This window comes from Delftia sp. NA_296.1 (assembly GCF_052692095.1).
In genome coordinates this window covers 1-15,359 of record NZ_JBQZGF010000008.1, presented here as the reverse complement: position 1 = coordinate 15,359, position 15,359 = coordinate 1, and the positions used below count along the sequence as shown (strand labels likewise).

At 67.2% G+C, this 15,359-nt stretch carries 16 protein-coding genes; 2 read left to right on the top strand and 14 right to left on the bottom strand.

The window, feature by feature from the left end:
• On the bottom strand, nucleotides 1–699 hold the full coding sequence (locus ACUTR7_RS19595; RefSeq protein WP_445609599.1) for an HAD family hydrolase: 699 nt from the start codon (nucleotides 697–699) through the stop codon (nucleotides 1–3).
• A gap of 99 nt (nucleotides 700–798) precedes the next feature.
• Nucleotides 799–1,851, bottom strand: coding sequence for a hypothetical protein (locus tag ACUTR7_RS19590; RefSeq protein WP_012207776.1), 1,053 nt, complete (start codon nucleotides 1,849–1,851; stop codon nucleotides 799–801).
• A 187-nt stretch (nucleotides 1,852–2,038) separates the two neighbouring features.
• Between ACUTR7_RS19590 and ACUTR7_RS19585 the strand changes: the two genes are divergently transcribed.
• On the top strand, nucleotides 2,039–2,776 hold the full coding sequence (locus tag ACUTR7_RS19585) for a response regulator (protein ID WP_012207777.1): 738 nt from the start codon (nucleotides 2,039–2,041) through the stop codon (nucleotides 2,774–2,776).
• Here ACUTR7_RS19585 and ACUTR7_RS19580 read toward each other — a convergent pair.
• The gene (locus tag ACUTR7_RS19580) at nucleotides 2,746–4,599 is read right to left on the bottom strand and encodes a hybrid sensor histidine kinase/response regulator (protein ID WP_445609598.1); all 1,854 of its coding nucleotides are present in this window, start codon (nucleotides 4,597–4,599) and stop codon (nucleotides 2,746–2,748) included. The genes ACUTR7_RS19585 and ACUTR7_RS19580 overlap by 31 nt on opposite strands.
• Nucleotides 4,583–4,996 carry a YchJ family protein gene (locus ACUTR7_RS19575; protein WP_065346943.1) on the bottom strand — a complete coding sequence of 138 codons (414 nt, stop codon included), beginning with the start codon at nucleotides 4,994–4,996 and terminating at the stop codon, nucleotides 4,583–4,585. Before ACUTR7_RS19575 ends, ACUTR7_RS19580 begins: the two co-directional genes overlap by 17 nt.
• Nucleotides 4,997–5,153: 157 nt before the next feature.
• Between ACUTR7_RS19575 and ACUTR7_RS19570 the strand changes: the two genes are divergently transcribed.
• Nucleotides 5,154–5,651 carry a DUF421 domain-containing protein gene (locus ACUTR7_RS19570; protein WP_063328559.1) on the top strand — a complete coding sequence of 166 codons (498 nt, stop codon included), beginning with the start codon at nucleotides 5,154–5,156 and terminating at the stop codon, nucleotides 5,649–5,651.
• Nucleotides 5,652–5,672: 21 nt separating this feature from the next.
• On the opposite strand, the gene ACUTR7_RS19565 is transcribed toward ACUTR7_RS19570, so the two are convergent.
• From ACUTR7_RS19565 to ACUTR7_RS19520, 10 genes are all read right to left on the bottom strand, one after another.
• Entirely contained in the window at nucleotides 5,673–6,464 is a 792-nt protein-coding gene (locus tag ACUTR7_RS19565; RefSeq protein WP_099732643.1) for an alpha/beta fold hydrolase, read from the bottom strand.
• Nucleotides 6,465–6,606: 142 nt separating this feature from the next.
• Nucleotides 6,607–7,737: an acyl-CoA dehydrogenase family protein gene (locus ACUTR7_RS19560; RefSeq protein ID WP_034397414.1), complete on the bottom strand. Its 1,131-nt coding sequence runs from the start codon at nucleotides 7,735–7,737 to the stop codon at nucleotides 6,607–6,609.
• A 66-nt stretch (nucleotides 7,738–7,803) separates the two neighbouring features.
• Nucleotides 7,804–8,466 carry an SDR family oxidoreductase gene (locus ACUTR7_RS19555; protein WP_197944430.1) on the bottom strand — a complete coding sequence of 221 codons (663 nt, stop codon included), beginning with the start codon at nucleotides 8,464–8,466 and terminating at the stop codon, nucleotides 7,804–7,806.
• A gap of 28 nt (nucleotides 8,467–8,494) precedes the next feature.
• Nucleotides 8,495–9,118, bottom strand: a complete 624-nt coding sequence (locus ACUTR7_RS19550; RefSeq protein ID WP_013800384.1) for a pyridoxamine 5'-phosphate oxidase family protein — start codon at nucleotides 9,116–9,118, stop codon at nucleotides 8,495–8,497.
• Nucleotides 9,119–9,283: 165 nt separating this feature from the next.
• Entirely contained in the window at nucleotides 9,284–10,471 is a 1,188-nt protein-coding gene (locus ACUTR7_RS19545) for an acetyl-CoA C-acyltransferase (protein ID WP_445609597.1), read from the bottom strand.
• Between the two features lie 46 nt (nucleotides 10,472–10,517).
• Nucleotides 10,518–12,305, bottom strand: a complete 1,788-nt coding sequence (aceK, locus tag ACUTR7_RS19540; protein ID WP_445609596.1) for a bifunctional isocitrate dehydrogenase kinase/phosphatase — start codon at nucleotides 12,303–12,305, stop codon at nucleotides 10,518–10,520.
• A 33-nt stretch (nucleotides 12,306–12,338) separates the two neighbouring features.
• Nucleotides 12,339–13,001, bottom strand: coding sequence for a carbonate dehydratase (can, locus tag ACUTR7_RS19535; protein WP_012207787.1), 663 nt, complete (start codon nucleotides 12,999–13,001; stop codon nucleotides 12,339–12,341).
• 55 nt (nucleotides 13,002–13,056) lie between these two features.
• Nucleotides 13,057–14,244 (bottom strand): isovaleryl-CoA dehydrogenase, encoded by a 1,188-nt coding sequence (locus ACUTR7_RS19530; RefSeq protein ID WP_034397421.1) that lies wholly within the window; start codon nucleotides 14,242–14,244, stop codon nucleotides 13,057–13,059.
• A gap of 43 nt (nucleotides 14,245–14,287) precedes the next feature.
• A complete protein-coding gene (locus ACUTR7_RS19525) occupies nucleotides 14,288–14,746 on the bottom strand; it encodes a PaaI family thioesterase (RefSeq protein WP_013800380.1) in 459 nt (152 codons plus the stop codon).
• Nucleotides 14,747–14,782: 36 nt separating this feature from the next.
• Nucleotides 14,783–15,184, bottom strand: a complete 402-nt coding sequence (locus tag ACUTR7_RS19520) for a MerR family transcriptional regulator (RefSeq protein ID WP_013800379.1) — start codon at nucleotides 15,182–15,184, stop codon at nucleotides 14,783–14,785.
• Nucleotides 15,185–15,359 lie beyond the last annotated feature (175 nt).

The window sequence follows — 15,359 nt, the reverse complement described above, 5'->3', positions numbered from 1 at the left end:
TCAAGCGCTGGCGCTGGCGCTGGCCTGCCCGATGGCGCGCAGCATGGCAGGCAGCTCGCCCATGTCGCCGAATACGCAGCTGGCGCCGGCCTCGAGCAGTTGCTCGGCCGATGCGTGGCCCTGGTCGGCCGGGAAATAGCCCCAGACCGTGGCGCCTGCGGCCACGCCGGCGGTGACGCCGGTCACCGTGTCCTCGATGACCAGGCAGCGCGCCGGCTCCACGCCCAGGGCGGCGGCGGCGGCCAGGTACACATCGGGAAAGGGCTTGCTGCGCGGCAGCTCATGGCCGCTGAAGACGCGGCCCTCGAAATACGGGGCCATGCCGACCTGGGCCAGCTGCATCTCCACCTTGGCGCGGTCCGCGCCCGAGGCGCAGGCGATGCGGCCAGCGCACAGCGCATGGGATTCGCTGACGGCGGACAGCGCACCGTCAATGGCCACCAGCTGGGCGCGCAGCGCGGCGTTGCGGCGCTCGTAGAAGGCAGCCATCCATGCGTCGGTCAGCGGCTTGCCGGTGCGCGCCTCGATCAGCGCGGCCTGGCTGCGCACGGTCTTGCCGATGAATTCGCGCAGGCATTCCTCGGTGCTGATGGGCCAGCCCGATTCATTGAGCATGGTGCACAGCACGCGGTTGGTGATGGATTCACTGTCGACGAGCACGCCGTCACAGTCGAAGAGCACGGCCTCGAAAGCAGTCATGGATGGATTCTCGAAACAAACTGAGCAAGGGCGCCCTGGGGCGCCCTTGCTGCGGAAAATGGCCGGATTATGCGCTGGCCGCGCATGCCTGTGCCCTGCTCAGGGGAAGGAGGCACCGGCAAGCGGATGGACCATGCGCTTGACGTTGCGCACCGAGATGGAATGGAACTGGCCATCGTCGGTGACCACATCGCCGAAGGCGAAAAAGCCTTCGGCAGCGTTGCGGTTGAACTGCTCCAGGCGCTGCGCGAGGCTGGCGTTGTTGGACACGGATTCGAGGCGGTACTCGATGGCGCCCTGCTGGTCGCCGCTCTTTTCGTACAGCTGCACGCCTTCGGTATTGCCGCGCAGCACCAGGGCGCCGCGCAGCAGGTGGCCCTTGGCACCCATCTCGTCCAGGCGCTGCTTCAGCGCCGTGCCGTTGGCCATGCCGAAGGGCGCGGCCAGGGCGAACACCGCGTACTCGAAGGCCGGCGCCTTGGAGTCCTTGACGTAGAGGTTGAACATCTCGTCGCCCGAGATCAGCGGGCCCGTGTAGCGGAAACCCCGGCCGCTCATCTCGGCCAGTTGCTGCGTGAAGCCGGACGTGTCCAGCGCACCCACGGCGGGGCGCGTCTCGTAGCTGTAGGTGGCGGCGGCGCTGCTGCTGCGCACATAGAGGTTGCGCAGGTCCTGCGTGCTGCTGGGGAACGCCATGCCCGACTTGTACAGGTAGCCCTGCGCACCCTGCGCATTGAGCTGGGCCACCAGGGCCGAGACGCCCGCCACGTCGGCCACCATGCGGTAGTCCAGGCGCGTGCCGGTGTGGGCCGTGTCGGTGACGTAGAAGTCACCGATGGGAACGGGGAAGGTCGTGCCGCCCGAGGCCAGGCTGTAGGTGAAGGCATAGCCTTGCGCCCCCAGCGTGTTCATGGCGGACAGGGCCGCGTCGAAGTTTTCGGCAGCCGTCTCCATGCGGTACTGGCCGGTCACCGGGGTCGTTGTGCCGCCGCCGGGGTTGCCGGGCGTGCCGGGGTTGCCAGGATTTCCGCCATTGCCGGGATCTCCGCCGCCCGGTTCTCCCAATCCACCACCACCGCCGCCGCCACAGGCGGCCAGGGTTCCCAGAAGCATCAATGCCGCACTGCGGCGCGTGAGCTGTACCATCTTCATGACTATCTCCCCTTCTCGTTGAATACGTGCCCGTTCCATGCGGAATCTCAGGGCATCGGCGGCGATTTTGGGGAGTTGGCCGACATCCGGTCACCCCCCGGCCGGGGGGTAATCGTTACGATGTGCGCAAGGTGTATCCGGGCGCGCCCTGGCGCTCCAGCCCTTTCGACATGCCTTCGCGCGGACCATGCACAGCCATCCCCTCCTGACCGATTCCTCCTGTCTCCAATCGGGGCGCTATGCCCTGGTGATCGACGACCACCCGCTGACCGCCATGGGCGTGTCCGAGTTCCTGAAACAATTCGGCCTGTCCGAAGTCCATGCCGTGGCCGATGCGGGCGAAGGCCTGCAGTGCATGGCCGGCAGGGGATCGCCGCATCTGGCCATCGTGGATTTCTGGCTGGGTGCCAGCGCGGGCACGGACGTGGTGCGCGAAATCCGCACGCTGGCGCCCGCCTGCCGCGTGCTCATGACCAGCGGCGACACGCATGGCGCGATTGCCCTGAAGGCACGCGCGGCCGGGGCCCATGGCTTTGTGCTCAAGTCCCAGCCGCCGCAGGTGCTGCAGCAGGCCGTGGCGGCCCTGCTGCGCGGCGAGACCTGGTTCCCCGCCGCCCCGCTGGCGCCGCAGTCACCGGGCGGCGCCCATGCCATCCGCATGACGGCGGCCGAGCTGGGCCTCACCCCGCGCCAGGCCCAGGTGCTGGACCTGGTGCTGCGCGGCCTGCCCAATCCCAGCATTGCGCAGTTGCTGCACCTGTCGCCGCACACGGTCAAGGAGCATGTGGCCGGCGCCCTGCAGCGCCTGGGCGTGCACAGCCGCATCGACGCCATCACGCGCATGCAGGGCATTGCGCTGGAGCTGCCGCCCTCCGTCCCGCCGACCGATACGGTTCAGGCGCCGGCCACGGCCAGCCTGCGCTGAAGCAGGGCCAGCAGCGCCAGCGGGTCCACGGGCTTGCGCAGCAGCAGATAGCCCAGTTCCTGCGCCTCCTGCTCCAGCGCCGGTGACGGCTCGCCACTGAGCAGGGCGCCCGCCGCCTGCGGCGCTTGCGCCAGCACGTTCTGCAGCAGCGCAAAGCCGTTCTCGCCCCGAGCCAGATGGTGGTCGCACAGCACGAAATCGGGATGCTGTCCCGCCGCCAGCCAGTCGGCCACCTCGCGGCCTGTGGCAGCCACATCCACCTGCAGCCCCCAATCGCGCAGCAGGCCGGCCAGGGCCCGCGCCACCTGCGCATCGTCATCGACCACCCAGCACCGGCCCTGGAGCAGGGGCGGCCGGGCCTGCGCCTGTGCCTGCGCCTGCGATCCCTCGGACTGCGGCAAGGCCGCCTGCACATTCAGGCTGGACGGCAGTTGCAGCCAGAAGCAGGACCCCCGCCCTGGCGTGGACAGCAGGCCGTGCTCCACGCCCATGCGCCGCGCGGCTGCGGCCACGACGGCCAGGCCCAGGCCCTGGCTGCTCACGCCGGGCAGGTGGTCGGCCGCAGGCTGGGCCGCGCGCCGGGCCGCCTGGCCTGAGCGCGCGCGAAAGTGCGGTGCGAAGACATGGGGCCGGTCTTCGGCCGCAATGCCCAGGCCCGTGTCCCAGACCTCGATGCGCCAGCCCCCGCCGTGCACGCGGGCGGCCAGCAGCACCCCGCCGCGCTGGGTGTAGCGCAGGGCGTTGTGCAGCAGGTTGAACACCATCTGGCGCAGCAGGGCCTCGTCGGCACGCACCAGGCTGTCCATGCCGCGCGCCACGCGCCAGCGCAGCACCAGCCCGCGCTGGCGCGCCTCGGCCGCGAACAGGCGCGTGGCATCGCCCAGCAGAATGCGCAGGTCCATCACCTGGGCGCGCAGCTCCCAGGTGCCGTTCTCCAGCCGCGACAGGTCCAGCAGGTCGTTGCACATGGTGCCCAGCGACTGGGCGCAGGCCTGGGCATCGTCAAGCACGCCTGCCAGCGCGCCGTCGGCATTGCGCTGGCGGGCGGTTTCCACCAGCAGGCCCAGGGCATGCAGCGGCTGGCGCAGGTCATGGCTGGCGGCCGACAGGAAGCGGCTCTTGGCTTCCAGCGCCTGTTCGGCCTGCTCCTTGGCGGCCAGGTAGCGTTCGGCCAGCAGTTGGCGGTCACGCTCCTGCGCCCATTGCTGCAGCATGAGCTGGCGCGCCCCCCAGGCATGGCGCGCGATGGTGGCGCCATACAGCATGAGCAGCGGCAGCAGGTACAGGCCCCTGTTCGGGAAGTACCAGACCACGGCCAGCAGCATGGCGCCGTACAGCACGCCGAAGAAGCGCTTGAACACGGCAGCCGCCGGCGCCAGGAAGGTGGCGGCCGAGGCCACGACGCCGCACAGCACCAGGTAGATGAAAAGCCGGAATTCATGGCCGCTGCCATGGGTCAGCGGTATCGCCAGCGCCCAGGAACCGGCGTTGAGCAGGGCCATGCGGCCCATCACGCGCTCCCAGCGCTGCAGCCGCGCTGGCAACTCGGCCGAGGGCACGGCGGCACCCAGGTCCCGGCGCAACTGGCGTCGCAACCCGACAAAGACGCAGGCCATGAACGCCATGCCCAGCCACCACAGCAGCAGCGGCACCTGGAAGGCGCCCGTTTCGTGCCGCTGCAACCAGACCACGATGCCGGGGATGATGAGGGCCGCCGCCTCGGACGAGCCCCGCGATGCGATGGACAGCAGCAGCCGCTGGCGCTGCTGCAGTTTCCACAGCGGCTCCGCAGGGCCGCCGCCGTGTTCAGAACTGGTCGCCATCCACGTAGAGCCAGCGCCCGGCTTCGCGCACGAAACGGCTGCGCTCATGCAGGCGCACGGCGCGGCCGCCCACGCGGTAGCGCGCGACGAATTCCACCTCGGCGCTGTCCTCGCCGGTGCTTCGGAAGTCCTTGACCGCCAGCCCCAGCCAGCGTGCCGAAGGCTCGAAGTCCAGCGTGGCGGGCCGCTGGCTGGCGTGCCAGGTGGCCAGCAGATAGGCGGCGTCCTCGCGCACGAAGGCGCTGTAGCGCGAGCGCATCAAGGCCTGGGCATCGGGCGCGGGGCAGTCGTCGAAATGGTCCAGGTAGCGGCCGCAGCAGGCATCGAAGGCCAGGGGACGGCCCTTGGCATCCTGAAGACCGCAGGGACAGGCCGGGGAGGTGGCGGCAGCGCTCATAGCGGCTGGCCCTGCGGAACTTGCGGAACTTGGGGGAGGACGGCGCGGGAGCAGGAATGCATGTCAGTCACGGCCGCCTTGCTGCGACCGGGTTCTTGATGGAGGACAGGCGGGCCATGATACTGACCGCGGGCCCTCGGGCCTGTAAGGAGAGCCCATGTTTTCAATGTCGGTCCCGTGGTGGGAGTTCGTGGTGCGCGGCGTGGCCGTCTACCTGTTTTTGCTGGTGTTCCTTCGGCTGACCGGGCGGCGCCAGACGGGGCAGTACGCGCCGTTCGACCTGGTGCTGCTGCTCATCCTGTCGAATGCGGTGCAGAACTCCATGAATGCCGGGGACAACTCGCTGATCGGCGGTATGGTCTCGGCCTCCACGCTGATCCTGTGCCATCTGCTGCTGTCCTGGCTGACCTTTCGCTTTCCCGCGCTGGAGCGGCTCATCGACGGCAAGGCCAAGGCCCTGATCAGGGACGGACACCTGAACAAGGACCTGATGCGCGAGGAACGCATCACGCGCGACGATATCGAGGCCGCGCTGCGTGCGGGCGGCTGCCTGCACCTCAGAGAGGTGGAACGCGCCACGCTGGAGACCGACGGCAGCATCACCGTCGTCCTGCGCCGCCGCGACAGCGAGAACGAGGGCGATCCGCCGGTCTGACCCCCTGCCCGGCAGGCCCTGTCAGTCGAGCTGCTCCAGGAAGCGCTCGATGGCCAGGTTCACGGGCTGCGGATGCGTGAGGTTGGCCGCATGGCCGGCACCCGGCACCTCCACCCACTGCGCCCTGGGCAAGGCCTTGGCCATGGCGCGTGCACGGTCGGGCGCGATGGCGGTGTCGTCCGTGCCATGGATGACCAGGGCCGGCACATGGATGTCGGGCAGGCGTGGGCTGATGTCATCGCGCTGGGCCAGCGCCAGAAAGCTCTGCCCCAGGTTGATGGGCGTGGCCTTCTTCCATTTGGCACGCCAGGCGGCCGCGCCGCTCCAGCCCTGGCCCAGGATGGTGCGCTCCACCGTGGTCGCCATGTCGTCGCTGAGGCCATGCTCCATCCAGGCGCGCAGCAACGCTTCGTGGTGGGGCATCTGCTCGGGGTCTTCCAGCATGGCCTGGGTGTCGATCAGCACCAGCGCGCGCACGATCTCGGGGTGGATGAGCGCGCAGCGCAGCGACAGATAGCCGCCCTGCGACATGCCCACCAGCACCGCGCGCTCCACGCCCAGGTGCTCGAGCAGGGCGGCCAGGTCGTCGGCCGAGTCGTAGTAGTCGAAGGGTGCGCACTGCGCGGGGTCTGCCGTCTGGCCATGGCCGCGCTCGTCCCAGCTGATGCAGCGAAAGCGCCCCTGCAGTGCCTGGACCTGGGGGGCGAACATGGTGTGGTCCATGAGCAGCCCGTGCGAAAACACCAGGACCGGGCCTCTCCCGCCCGTGTCCTCGTAGTACAGGTTCTGGCCGTTGACGGAAGCGATGGGCATGTCGGGATCTCCTGCGAAGGTGGTCACAAACCTGCCGGAAACGGCTGCCCGCCTCTCTCGGGCGCCGTGCCGGCGATGCTCCATGCTAAGCCCTGCGGGTGTCAGGGCCATCCGGCCCGACCCGCAGCGTGGGGGATTGGCCTCAGGCCAGGGCGCGCTGGATGAGAATTTTCTGCACGTCGCTTGTGCCTTCGTAGATCTGGCAGACGCGCACGTCGCGGTAGATGCGTTCCACGGGGAAGTCGCTGACCACGCCATAGCCTCCCAGGGTCTGGATGGCGGCGCTGCACACGCGCTCGGCCATTTCGCTGGCGAACAGCTTGGCCATGGCTGCTTCCTTGAGGCAGGGCAGGCCGGCATCGCGCAGGCTGGCCGCATGCCAGATCAGCTGGCGCGCGGCCTCGATCTGCGTGGCGCAGTCGGCCAGGCGAAAGCCCACGGCCTGGTGGTTGAAGATGGGCTGGCCGAAGCTCTCGCGCTCCTTGGAGTACTGCAGCGCGCAATCGAAGGCCGCACGCGCCATGCCCACGCTTTGCGCGGCAATGCCGATGCGCCCTCCTTCCAGCGCCGACAGCGCAATCTTGTAGCCCTCGCCCTCGGCGCCGATGAGGTTCGCGGCGGGGATGCGGCAGCCCTCGAACTGGATCTGGGCCGTGTCCGAACTGTGCTGGCCCAGCTTGTCCTCCAGCCGCAGCACCTGGTAGCCGGGTGCGGAGGTCGGAACGATGAAGGCGCTCATGCCGCGCTTGCCCGCCGCCTTGTCGGTGACGGCGATGACGATGGCCACGTCGCCGTTCTTGCCGCTGGTGATGAATTGCTTGACGCCGTTGATCACGTAGTCGCTGCCGTCGCGCGTGGCCGTGGTGCGCAGCGCCGAGGCGTCCGAGCCCACATGCGGCTCGGTCAGGCAGAAGGCGCCCAGCATCTCGCCGCGCGCCAGCGGCGCCAGCCATTGCTGCTTTTGCGCCTCGCTGCCGTAGCGCATGAGGATGGCGTTGACGGGGCAGTTGGTGACGCTGATCACCGTGCTGGTGCCGCCGTCGCCGGCTGCGATTTCCTCCAGCACCAGGGCCAGGCTCAGGTAGTCAAGGCCGGCGCCGCCGTACTCCTCGGGCACGCAGATGCCGTAGGCGCCCAGCGCCGCCAGGCCCTGGTGCACGTTCTTGGGAAAGTGGTGTTCCTTGTCCCAGCGTGCGGCATGGGGCGTGATTTCGGTGCGCACGAAGTCGCGCACCGCGTCACGGATCATTTCCTGGTCTGCGTTGAGCAGCATGTCTTGTCTCCTGATTCTTGTTTCGTTGTTCGTTGTCCGTTGCGCTGGCCGGATCTACCGTCGGATCTACCAGGCGATGCGCTGCCCGTCATGCCGCAGCATGCGGCCCCGGTCGGCCGGCGTGACGCCAGCCAGCGTGCGCACCAGGCCCTGCACGCTTTGCTCCACGGTGAAGGTGGCAGCCGCGCCACCCATGTCGGTCTGCACCCAGCCCGGGTCCAGCGCGACCACGGTGGCGCCCGGCCATTGCGGCTGGGCGCTGGCCACGACCATGTTGAGCGCAGCCTTGCTGACGCGATAGAGCCAGGCGTCGGATTCGGCGTCGGCCAGCAGCGACATCTGGCTGGAGAACAGGCCGAACACGCCGCCCGCCGCCTCGACCAGCGGCGCCACCTGGGGCAGCACCTGCATGGCGCCCAGCACATTGGTGTGCATGACGCGGTCGAACTGCTCGCGCGTGGGCGGCGTGGCCGAGCTGTGGGCATCCCACACTCCGGCCACGTACAGCGCCAGCTCGATCTTCTCGCCGTCGAGCTGCCAGGCCAGGCCGCTGACGCTGGCCGGGTCGGCCACATCCACCAGCAGCACCTTGGCGCCCGTGGCCTCGACGCGCTCGCGGTCGGCCTCGTTGCGCACCGTGGCGACCACGCTGCGGCCCTGGGCCGCATAGGCCTCCACCAAGGCAAAACCAAGCCCGCGCGAGGCGCCCAACACCAGAGTGACTGCCATGTCTTTCGACCTTTCAAATGGAATGCGGTCAGCGGCCCTGCTCGTCCGCGATCTGTTTTTCGTAGCGCTCGACCATGGCCTCCTGCGTCTCGGTGGGCGCAGGCAGGCCGATCTGCTGGTGGACCATCTGGTTCACCGAGGGCATGACGTTGCGCGACACCTGGGACTCTGGCTTCCAGAGCCGGGCGCGCATCAGGGCCTTGGCACAGTGAAGATAGGCCTCGTGCACCTGGATCTCCAGAACGATCTTGGGCCGGAAGCCTTCGCTGGCGAACAGCGCCGTGTAATGGGCCTCGTCGCGCAGCTTGGCCACGCCGTTGACGCGCAGGGTCTCGTCGAAACCAGGCACCATGAACAGCAGGCCGATGCGCGGATCGGCGATCAGGTTGCTGAAGCTGTCCAGGCGGTTGTTGCCGCCCGAATCGGGAATCAGCAGCGTCTGGTTGTCGGGCGCCTTGATGAAGCCCGGCTTGCCGCCGCGCGGCGAGGCATCCATCATCGCGCCCGCCCCGCCCCCCGTGGCCACGATGCACAGCGGCGACAGCGCGATGAAGCGCAGGCAGTGCCGGTCCAGGTCCACCTGCTGCTTGAGCAAGGCCCTTTCGGCCGGCATGGCATACAGGCTGCGCAACTGTTCTTCGCTGGTAATCATGGTCGAGAGGTCAAAGTAATAGCGGATCGGCCGATCCAAGTCTAGCTCTCTGGACGTCTGTGGCGCTGCCCATAAAACTGGCGCAATGCAAATCAGAGACACCGAGGAAGGGCCGCCCCGCACCGAGGGTGTCGTCCCCCTTTCAGGGGGAGGGCGCGCAGCGCCTCAGGGGGTGACCATTTCTATCGCCATGGCTGTTCCCTCGCCGCCGCCTATGCACAGCGTGGCCAGGCCGCGCTTGCCGCCGCGCGCCTGCAGGGCGTGCAGCAGCGTGACCAGGATGCGCGCACCGCTGGCGCCAATGGGGTGGCCCAGCGCACAGGCGCCGCCGTTGACGTTGACCTTGTCGCGCGGCACGCCCAGCTCGGCCATCAGGGCCATGGGCACGACAGCAAAGGCTTCGTTGACTTCCCACAGGTCCACGTCCGCCGCCGTCCAGCCAGCCTTCTTGAGGGCCTTCTGCGTGGCGCCCACGGGGGCCGTGGTGAACCATTCGGGCTCCTGGGCATGCGTGGCATGGGCGACGATGCGCGCCAGCGGCTTGCAGCCCAGTTCCTTGGCCGTGGACTCGCGCATCAGCACCAGGGCGGCGGCGCCGTCGTTGATGCTGGAGCTCGATGCGGCCGTGATCGTGCCGTCCTTCTTGAAGGCGGGCTTGAGGCTGGAAATCTTGTCCAGCTTGGCCTTGGCCGGGCCTTCGTCGATGCTGACCGTGACGTCGCCCTTGCGCGTGGAGACGGTGACGGGCGTGATCTCGGCGGCGAAGGCGCCGCTTTCAGTGGCCGCCTGGGCGCGCTTGACGCTTTCGATGGCGTAGGCATCCTGCTGCTCGCGCGTGAAGTGGTATTTGGCGGCGCAGTCCTCGCCAAAAGTGCCCATGGAGCGGCCAGGCTCGTAGGCGTCCTCCAGGCCGTCGAGCATCATGTGGTCATAGACCTTGTCGTGACCCATGCGGTAGCCGCCACGCCCCTTCTTGAGCAGGTAGGGCGCATTGGTCATGCTTTCCATGCCGCCGGAGACCACGACATCGCGGCTGCCTGCGACCAGCTGGTCGTGCGCCAGGATGGTGGCCTCCATGCCAGCGCCGCACATCTTGGACAGGGTCACGGCGCCCGTGCTGCGCGGCAGGCCGCCCTTGAAGCCGGCCTGGCGGGCGGGCGCCTGGCCCTGGCCAGCCATCAGGCAGTTGCCGAACAGCACTTCGTCCACTTTCTCGGGCGCCACGCTCGCGCGCTGCACGGCCGCCTTGATGGCGGCGCCGCCCAGATCATGGGCCGCGAGGTCGGCGAAGTCGCCCTGGAAGGCGCCCATGGGGGTGCGGGCTGCGCCGACGATGACGATGGGGTCTTGCATGCTTGTCTCCTGGGTTGTCGTGATGGTGAAAGAAAGGGAAAACGGGTCAGGCCAGCCAGCGGCTGCGCTCGTAGGGGAAGACATCGTGGACATGGCCTTCGCGGATGCGCTGCTGGTGCGCCTGCCAGAAGGCGGGGTCGAGCAGGTCGGCATGGTGGCGCATGAAGACTTCGCGCACGGCCGGGTTGCCCAGCAGAAAGGGCGCGAAGGTTTCCGGGAACACATCGCGCGGGCCCACGGGGTACCAGACCTCGCCGCTGAGCTCGTCCTCCTCGTTGCGCGGCGCGGGCACCTGGCGGAAGTGGCAGTCGGTCAGGTATTCGATCTCGTCGTAGTCGTAGAACACCACCTTGCCGCCGCGCGTGATGCCGAAGTTCTTCCACAGCATGTCGCCCGGGAAGATGTTGGCCGCGACCAGATCCTTGATGGCATTGCCGTACTCGATCACGGCGCTCTCCAGGCGCTGCCGCGGTGCCGGCAGGTCCAGCCCGTCATCGAAGCACTCCTGCAGCAGCATGTTCAGCGGCACCATGCGCCGCTCTATGTAGAGGTGGGAGATGATGACCTCCTGCCGGCCATCGCCGTCGCGGTCGCTGATCTCGACCTGGCTGGGCGCATGCTCCAGGATCTCGGCGATCAGCGCATCCGAAAAGCGCTCGCGCGGGAAGGCCACCAGGCTGTACTCCAGCGTGTCGGCCATGCGCCCCACGCGGTCGTGCTGCTTGACCAGGCGGTACTTGGCCTTGACCTGTTCGCGCGTGATCTCCTTGGGCGCGGCGAAGCGGTCCTTGATGAGCTTGAACACATAGGGAAAGCTGGGCAGATCGAACACCAGCATGACCATGCCCTTGATACCGGGCGCGATGCGGAACTGGTCGCGCGAATGGCGCAGGTGGTGCAGGAAGTCGCGGTAGAACAGCGTCTTGCCCTGCTTGGCCAGGCCCAGGGCGTTGTACAGCTCGGCGCGCGGCTTGCGCGGCATGAGGCTGCGCAGGAACTGCACGTAGGCGCTGGGCACGTCGGTATCGACCATGAAGTAGGCGCGCGCAAAGCTGAACAGGCCGTGGAAGTCCTTCTCGCCGAAAAGGGCCGCATGCAGCACCAGCCGGCCGTTGTCGCCGTGCAGGATGGGCACGGCCCAGGACAGCTCGGCAAAGCCGTTGATGATCTTGCCGACGATGTAGGCGCCCTTGTTGCGGAAAAACAGGCTGGACAGCACCTGGATCTGGAAGTTGGCGTACAGGCGCATGGCCTGCAGCTGCGGCTCCAGGCGCTCGGCCAGGCGGGCGATGTCGCGCTCCAGGTCCTCGAAGGGGCGCTGCAGCGCGAATTGCTCCACGACTTCGCGCAGCGTCTGCGGCAGCGTCTCGCGCGTGGGGTAGAAGGCCAGGTAGGCCGGGCGCTCAGCCGGCTCCTGGTTCTCTATGTATTCCGTGCTGACGGCGGGCCGCACGAAGATGAAGTCGTTGTGGAAATGCGTGCGGTGCAGGATCTTGGTGGTGACCGAGTTGAAGAAGGTCTCGGCCAGCTCGGGCTGCAGGTGGTTGACCATGAGCCCGATGTAATGGCGCTTGATCTGCTGCCAGACCGGCATGGGCTGGGCGCCGGCCGCAAATTCCTTTTCCAGCCGGCGCACGCATTCGCGCACGCGCAGGTCGTAGAACTCGATGCGCTCGCGCTGGGCACGCTGCTGGCCCAGCCAGTCGGCGGTTTCGAAGCGGTGCTTGGCACGGGCGGATTCGGCGCGGAACAGGCGGTAATGGCGGTTGAAGCCATCCATCATCGCCCGCGCGATGTCATGGGCAAGCAGGGTGTCCTGGGCAGGCATCGGCATGAAGTCTCCCGGGGTCCCGCCTGCCATGGCCGCTCAGTCGCGCTGGCGGCTGGCGACCAGCTCGACAGCCTCGGCATGGATGTTGGCGATGCCGCCGACACCGGGCACGGTCATCTGCAGATTGGTGATCAGGCCGTCCTTGAGGCCATAGCACCAGCCGTGCAGCGTGACCTTCTGGCCGCGCGCCCAGGCATCCTGCATCACCGTGCTCTGCGCCACATTGATCACCTGCTCGATGGCATTGAGTTCGCACAGCGCATCGTGGCGCCATTGCGGGGACAGGCTGGCCAGCAGCGCCTGGTGCTTGTCGCGCACATCCTTCACATGGCGGATCCAGTTGTCGGCCAGGCCCACGCGCACATCCTCCAGTGCCGCCAGCACACCGCCGCAGCCATAGTGGCCCACGACCATCAGGTGCTCGACCTTGAGCTGGTCCACCGCGTACTGGATGGTGGACAGGCAGTTCAGGTCGCTGGGCACGACCACGTTGGCCACGTTGCGATGCACGAACACCTCGCCGGGCTCCAGGCCCGTGATCTGGTTCGCAGGGACGCGGCTGTCGGAACAGCCGATCCACATGTAGCGGGGTTTTTGCTGCGACAACAGCCCGGTGAAGAAACCGGGCCGGTCACGCTCCATCTGCTGGGCCCATTCGCGGTTATGGACAAACAGTTCTTCGATGGAGGTTGTGCTCATAAGCAATCCTTTTGTTGGGTCAAACTCAAGAACGGCGCGGCAGGCGGGTGCGGGATCAGCAGGTCTCTGCGAACAGCTCGCGGCCGATCAGCATGCGACGGATCTCGCTGGTGCCGGCGCCGATCTCGTAGAGTTTCGCATCCCGCCAGAGGCGACCCAGTGGGTATTCGTTGATATACCCATTACCTCCATAGATTTGAACGCCTTCGCCGGCCATCCATGTCGCCTTCTCGGCACACCACAGGATGACGCTGGCGCAGTCCTTGCGGACCTGTCGAACATGCTCCGTTCCCAGCAGATCGAGGTTTTTGGCGACCGTATAGGCAAATGAGCGACCCGCTTGCAGCACGGTGTACATGTCCGCCACCTTGCCCTGGATGAGCTGGAACTCGCCAATGCTCTGGCCGAACTGCTTGCGGTCATGGATGTATGGCACGACGTTGTCCATCACCGACTGCATGATGCCCAGCGGCCCGCCGGTCAGCACGGCGCGCTCGTAGTCCAGGCCGCTCATCAGCACCTTGGCGCCGTTGTTCAGCCCGCCCAGCACGTTCTCGGCCGGCACCTCGACGTTCTCGAACACCAGCTCGCCCGTATGGCTGCCACGCATGCCCAGCTTGTCCAGCTTCTGGGCAATGGAAAAGCCCTTCATGCCCTTCTCGATCAGGAAGGCGGTCACGCCGCGGGCGTTCAGCTCGGGCTCGGTCTTGGCGTAGACCACCAGGGTGTCGGCATCGGGACCATTGGTGATCCACATCTTGGTGCCGTTGAGCAGGAAGTAGCCGCCCTTGTCCTCGGCCTTGAGCTTCATGCTGATCACGTCCGAGCCGGCGCCGGGCTCGCTCATGGCCAGCGCGCCCACATGCTCGCCGCTGATCAGCTTGGGCAGGTACTTGGCCTTTTGCGCCTCGTTGCCGTTGCGGTTGATCTGGTTCACGCAAAGATTGCTGTGCGCGCCATAGGACAGGCCCACCGAGGCACTGGCACGCGAGATTTCCTCCATCGCCACCATGTGGGCCAGGTACCCCATGTTGGCGCCGCCGTACTGCTCGGACACGGTGATGCCCAGCACGCCCAGATCGCCAAACTTGCGCCACAGGTCCATGGGGAACTGGTCGTCGCGGTCGATCTCGCCGGCGCGCGGCGCAATCTCGGCCTGTGCGAACTCGCGCACGGCATCGCGCAGCGCGTCGATGTCCTCGCCCAGTTGGAAGTTCAGGCCCGGCAGGTTGGAAAGGCTCATCTCGTGTCTCCTGTGGAAATTTGGTGAAAGAACGCCGCCCGGCTCAGTCGGCCAGATCGCGGCCCTGCACGCACATCAGCGTGCAGCCCATGGTGGCAATCAGTTTTTCGCGGCCTTCGTCGATGGCATAGGCGCGCCCCTCGGTCACGATGATCGTGCGGCCCGGCTTGATCACTCGGCCTTCCATGCGAAAGCGCTGGCCCTTGGCGGGGGCCAGCAGATTGATCTTGAATTCGATGGTGAGCACGGCAGCATCGGCCGGCATCAGGGTCAGCCCTGCATAGCCGCAGGCGGAGTCCAGCGCCGTGGAAACCATGCCGGCATGCAAAAAGCCATGCTGCTGCGTCAGCCCGGGGGCCCAGGCCAAGCAGACATCGACGGCGCCGGGCTCCAGCAGGGACAGCTCGGCGCCCAGGGTGTGCATCGCGCCCTGGCGTGCAAAACTGTCTCGCACACGGCGGGCAAAGTCGCTGTTGGCAGGTTCCAGGCGGGGCACGGTCAAGGCAAGCCTCACAAATTACGTTTACGTAAACGTCAATTATGAAGCATTTTTCCCATCCAGGTGTTTCAACAGAGTGCGGGCCTCGGATTCCTGCTCTCGCACCTCGGCCAGGTTGGCCTGCAGGTCGGCCAGGCGGTCCTCGAGCTGGCGGCGATGCACAGCCAGCACTTCCAGGAATTTGCGCAGTTGCACGCCCGTGTCGCGGGGGCTGTCGTAGAGATCGATGATCTCCTTGGCTTCGTTCAGAGAAAGTCCCAGCCGCTTGGCCCGCAAGGTCAGGCGAAGACGTGTGCGATCACGCGCACTGTAGACGCGATTGCGCCCGCCAGGCCCGGCGCGCTCGGGCTCAAGCAAGCCCATGTCTTCATAGAAGCGGATGGCCCGGGTCGTGAGATCGAACTCCTTGGCAAGATCGCTGATGGTGTAGGTGGTCGACATGGCTGGAGAGTCCGCCAGCATCCACAGCCGGCGGCCATGGGAATGCGACGTTGACGTTAACGTCAATGCTAGCGGAATTGGCCACAGGAAACTGCGCCGGATGTTGCATCCGGGTGCGGGAATAAAAAGAGAGCGCGTCAGCGCTCTCTTTTTTTGGGATGTCCGTTTTGGCTGC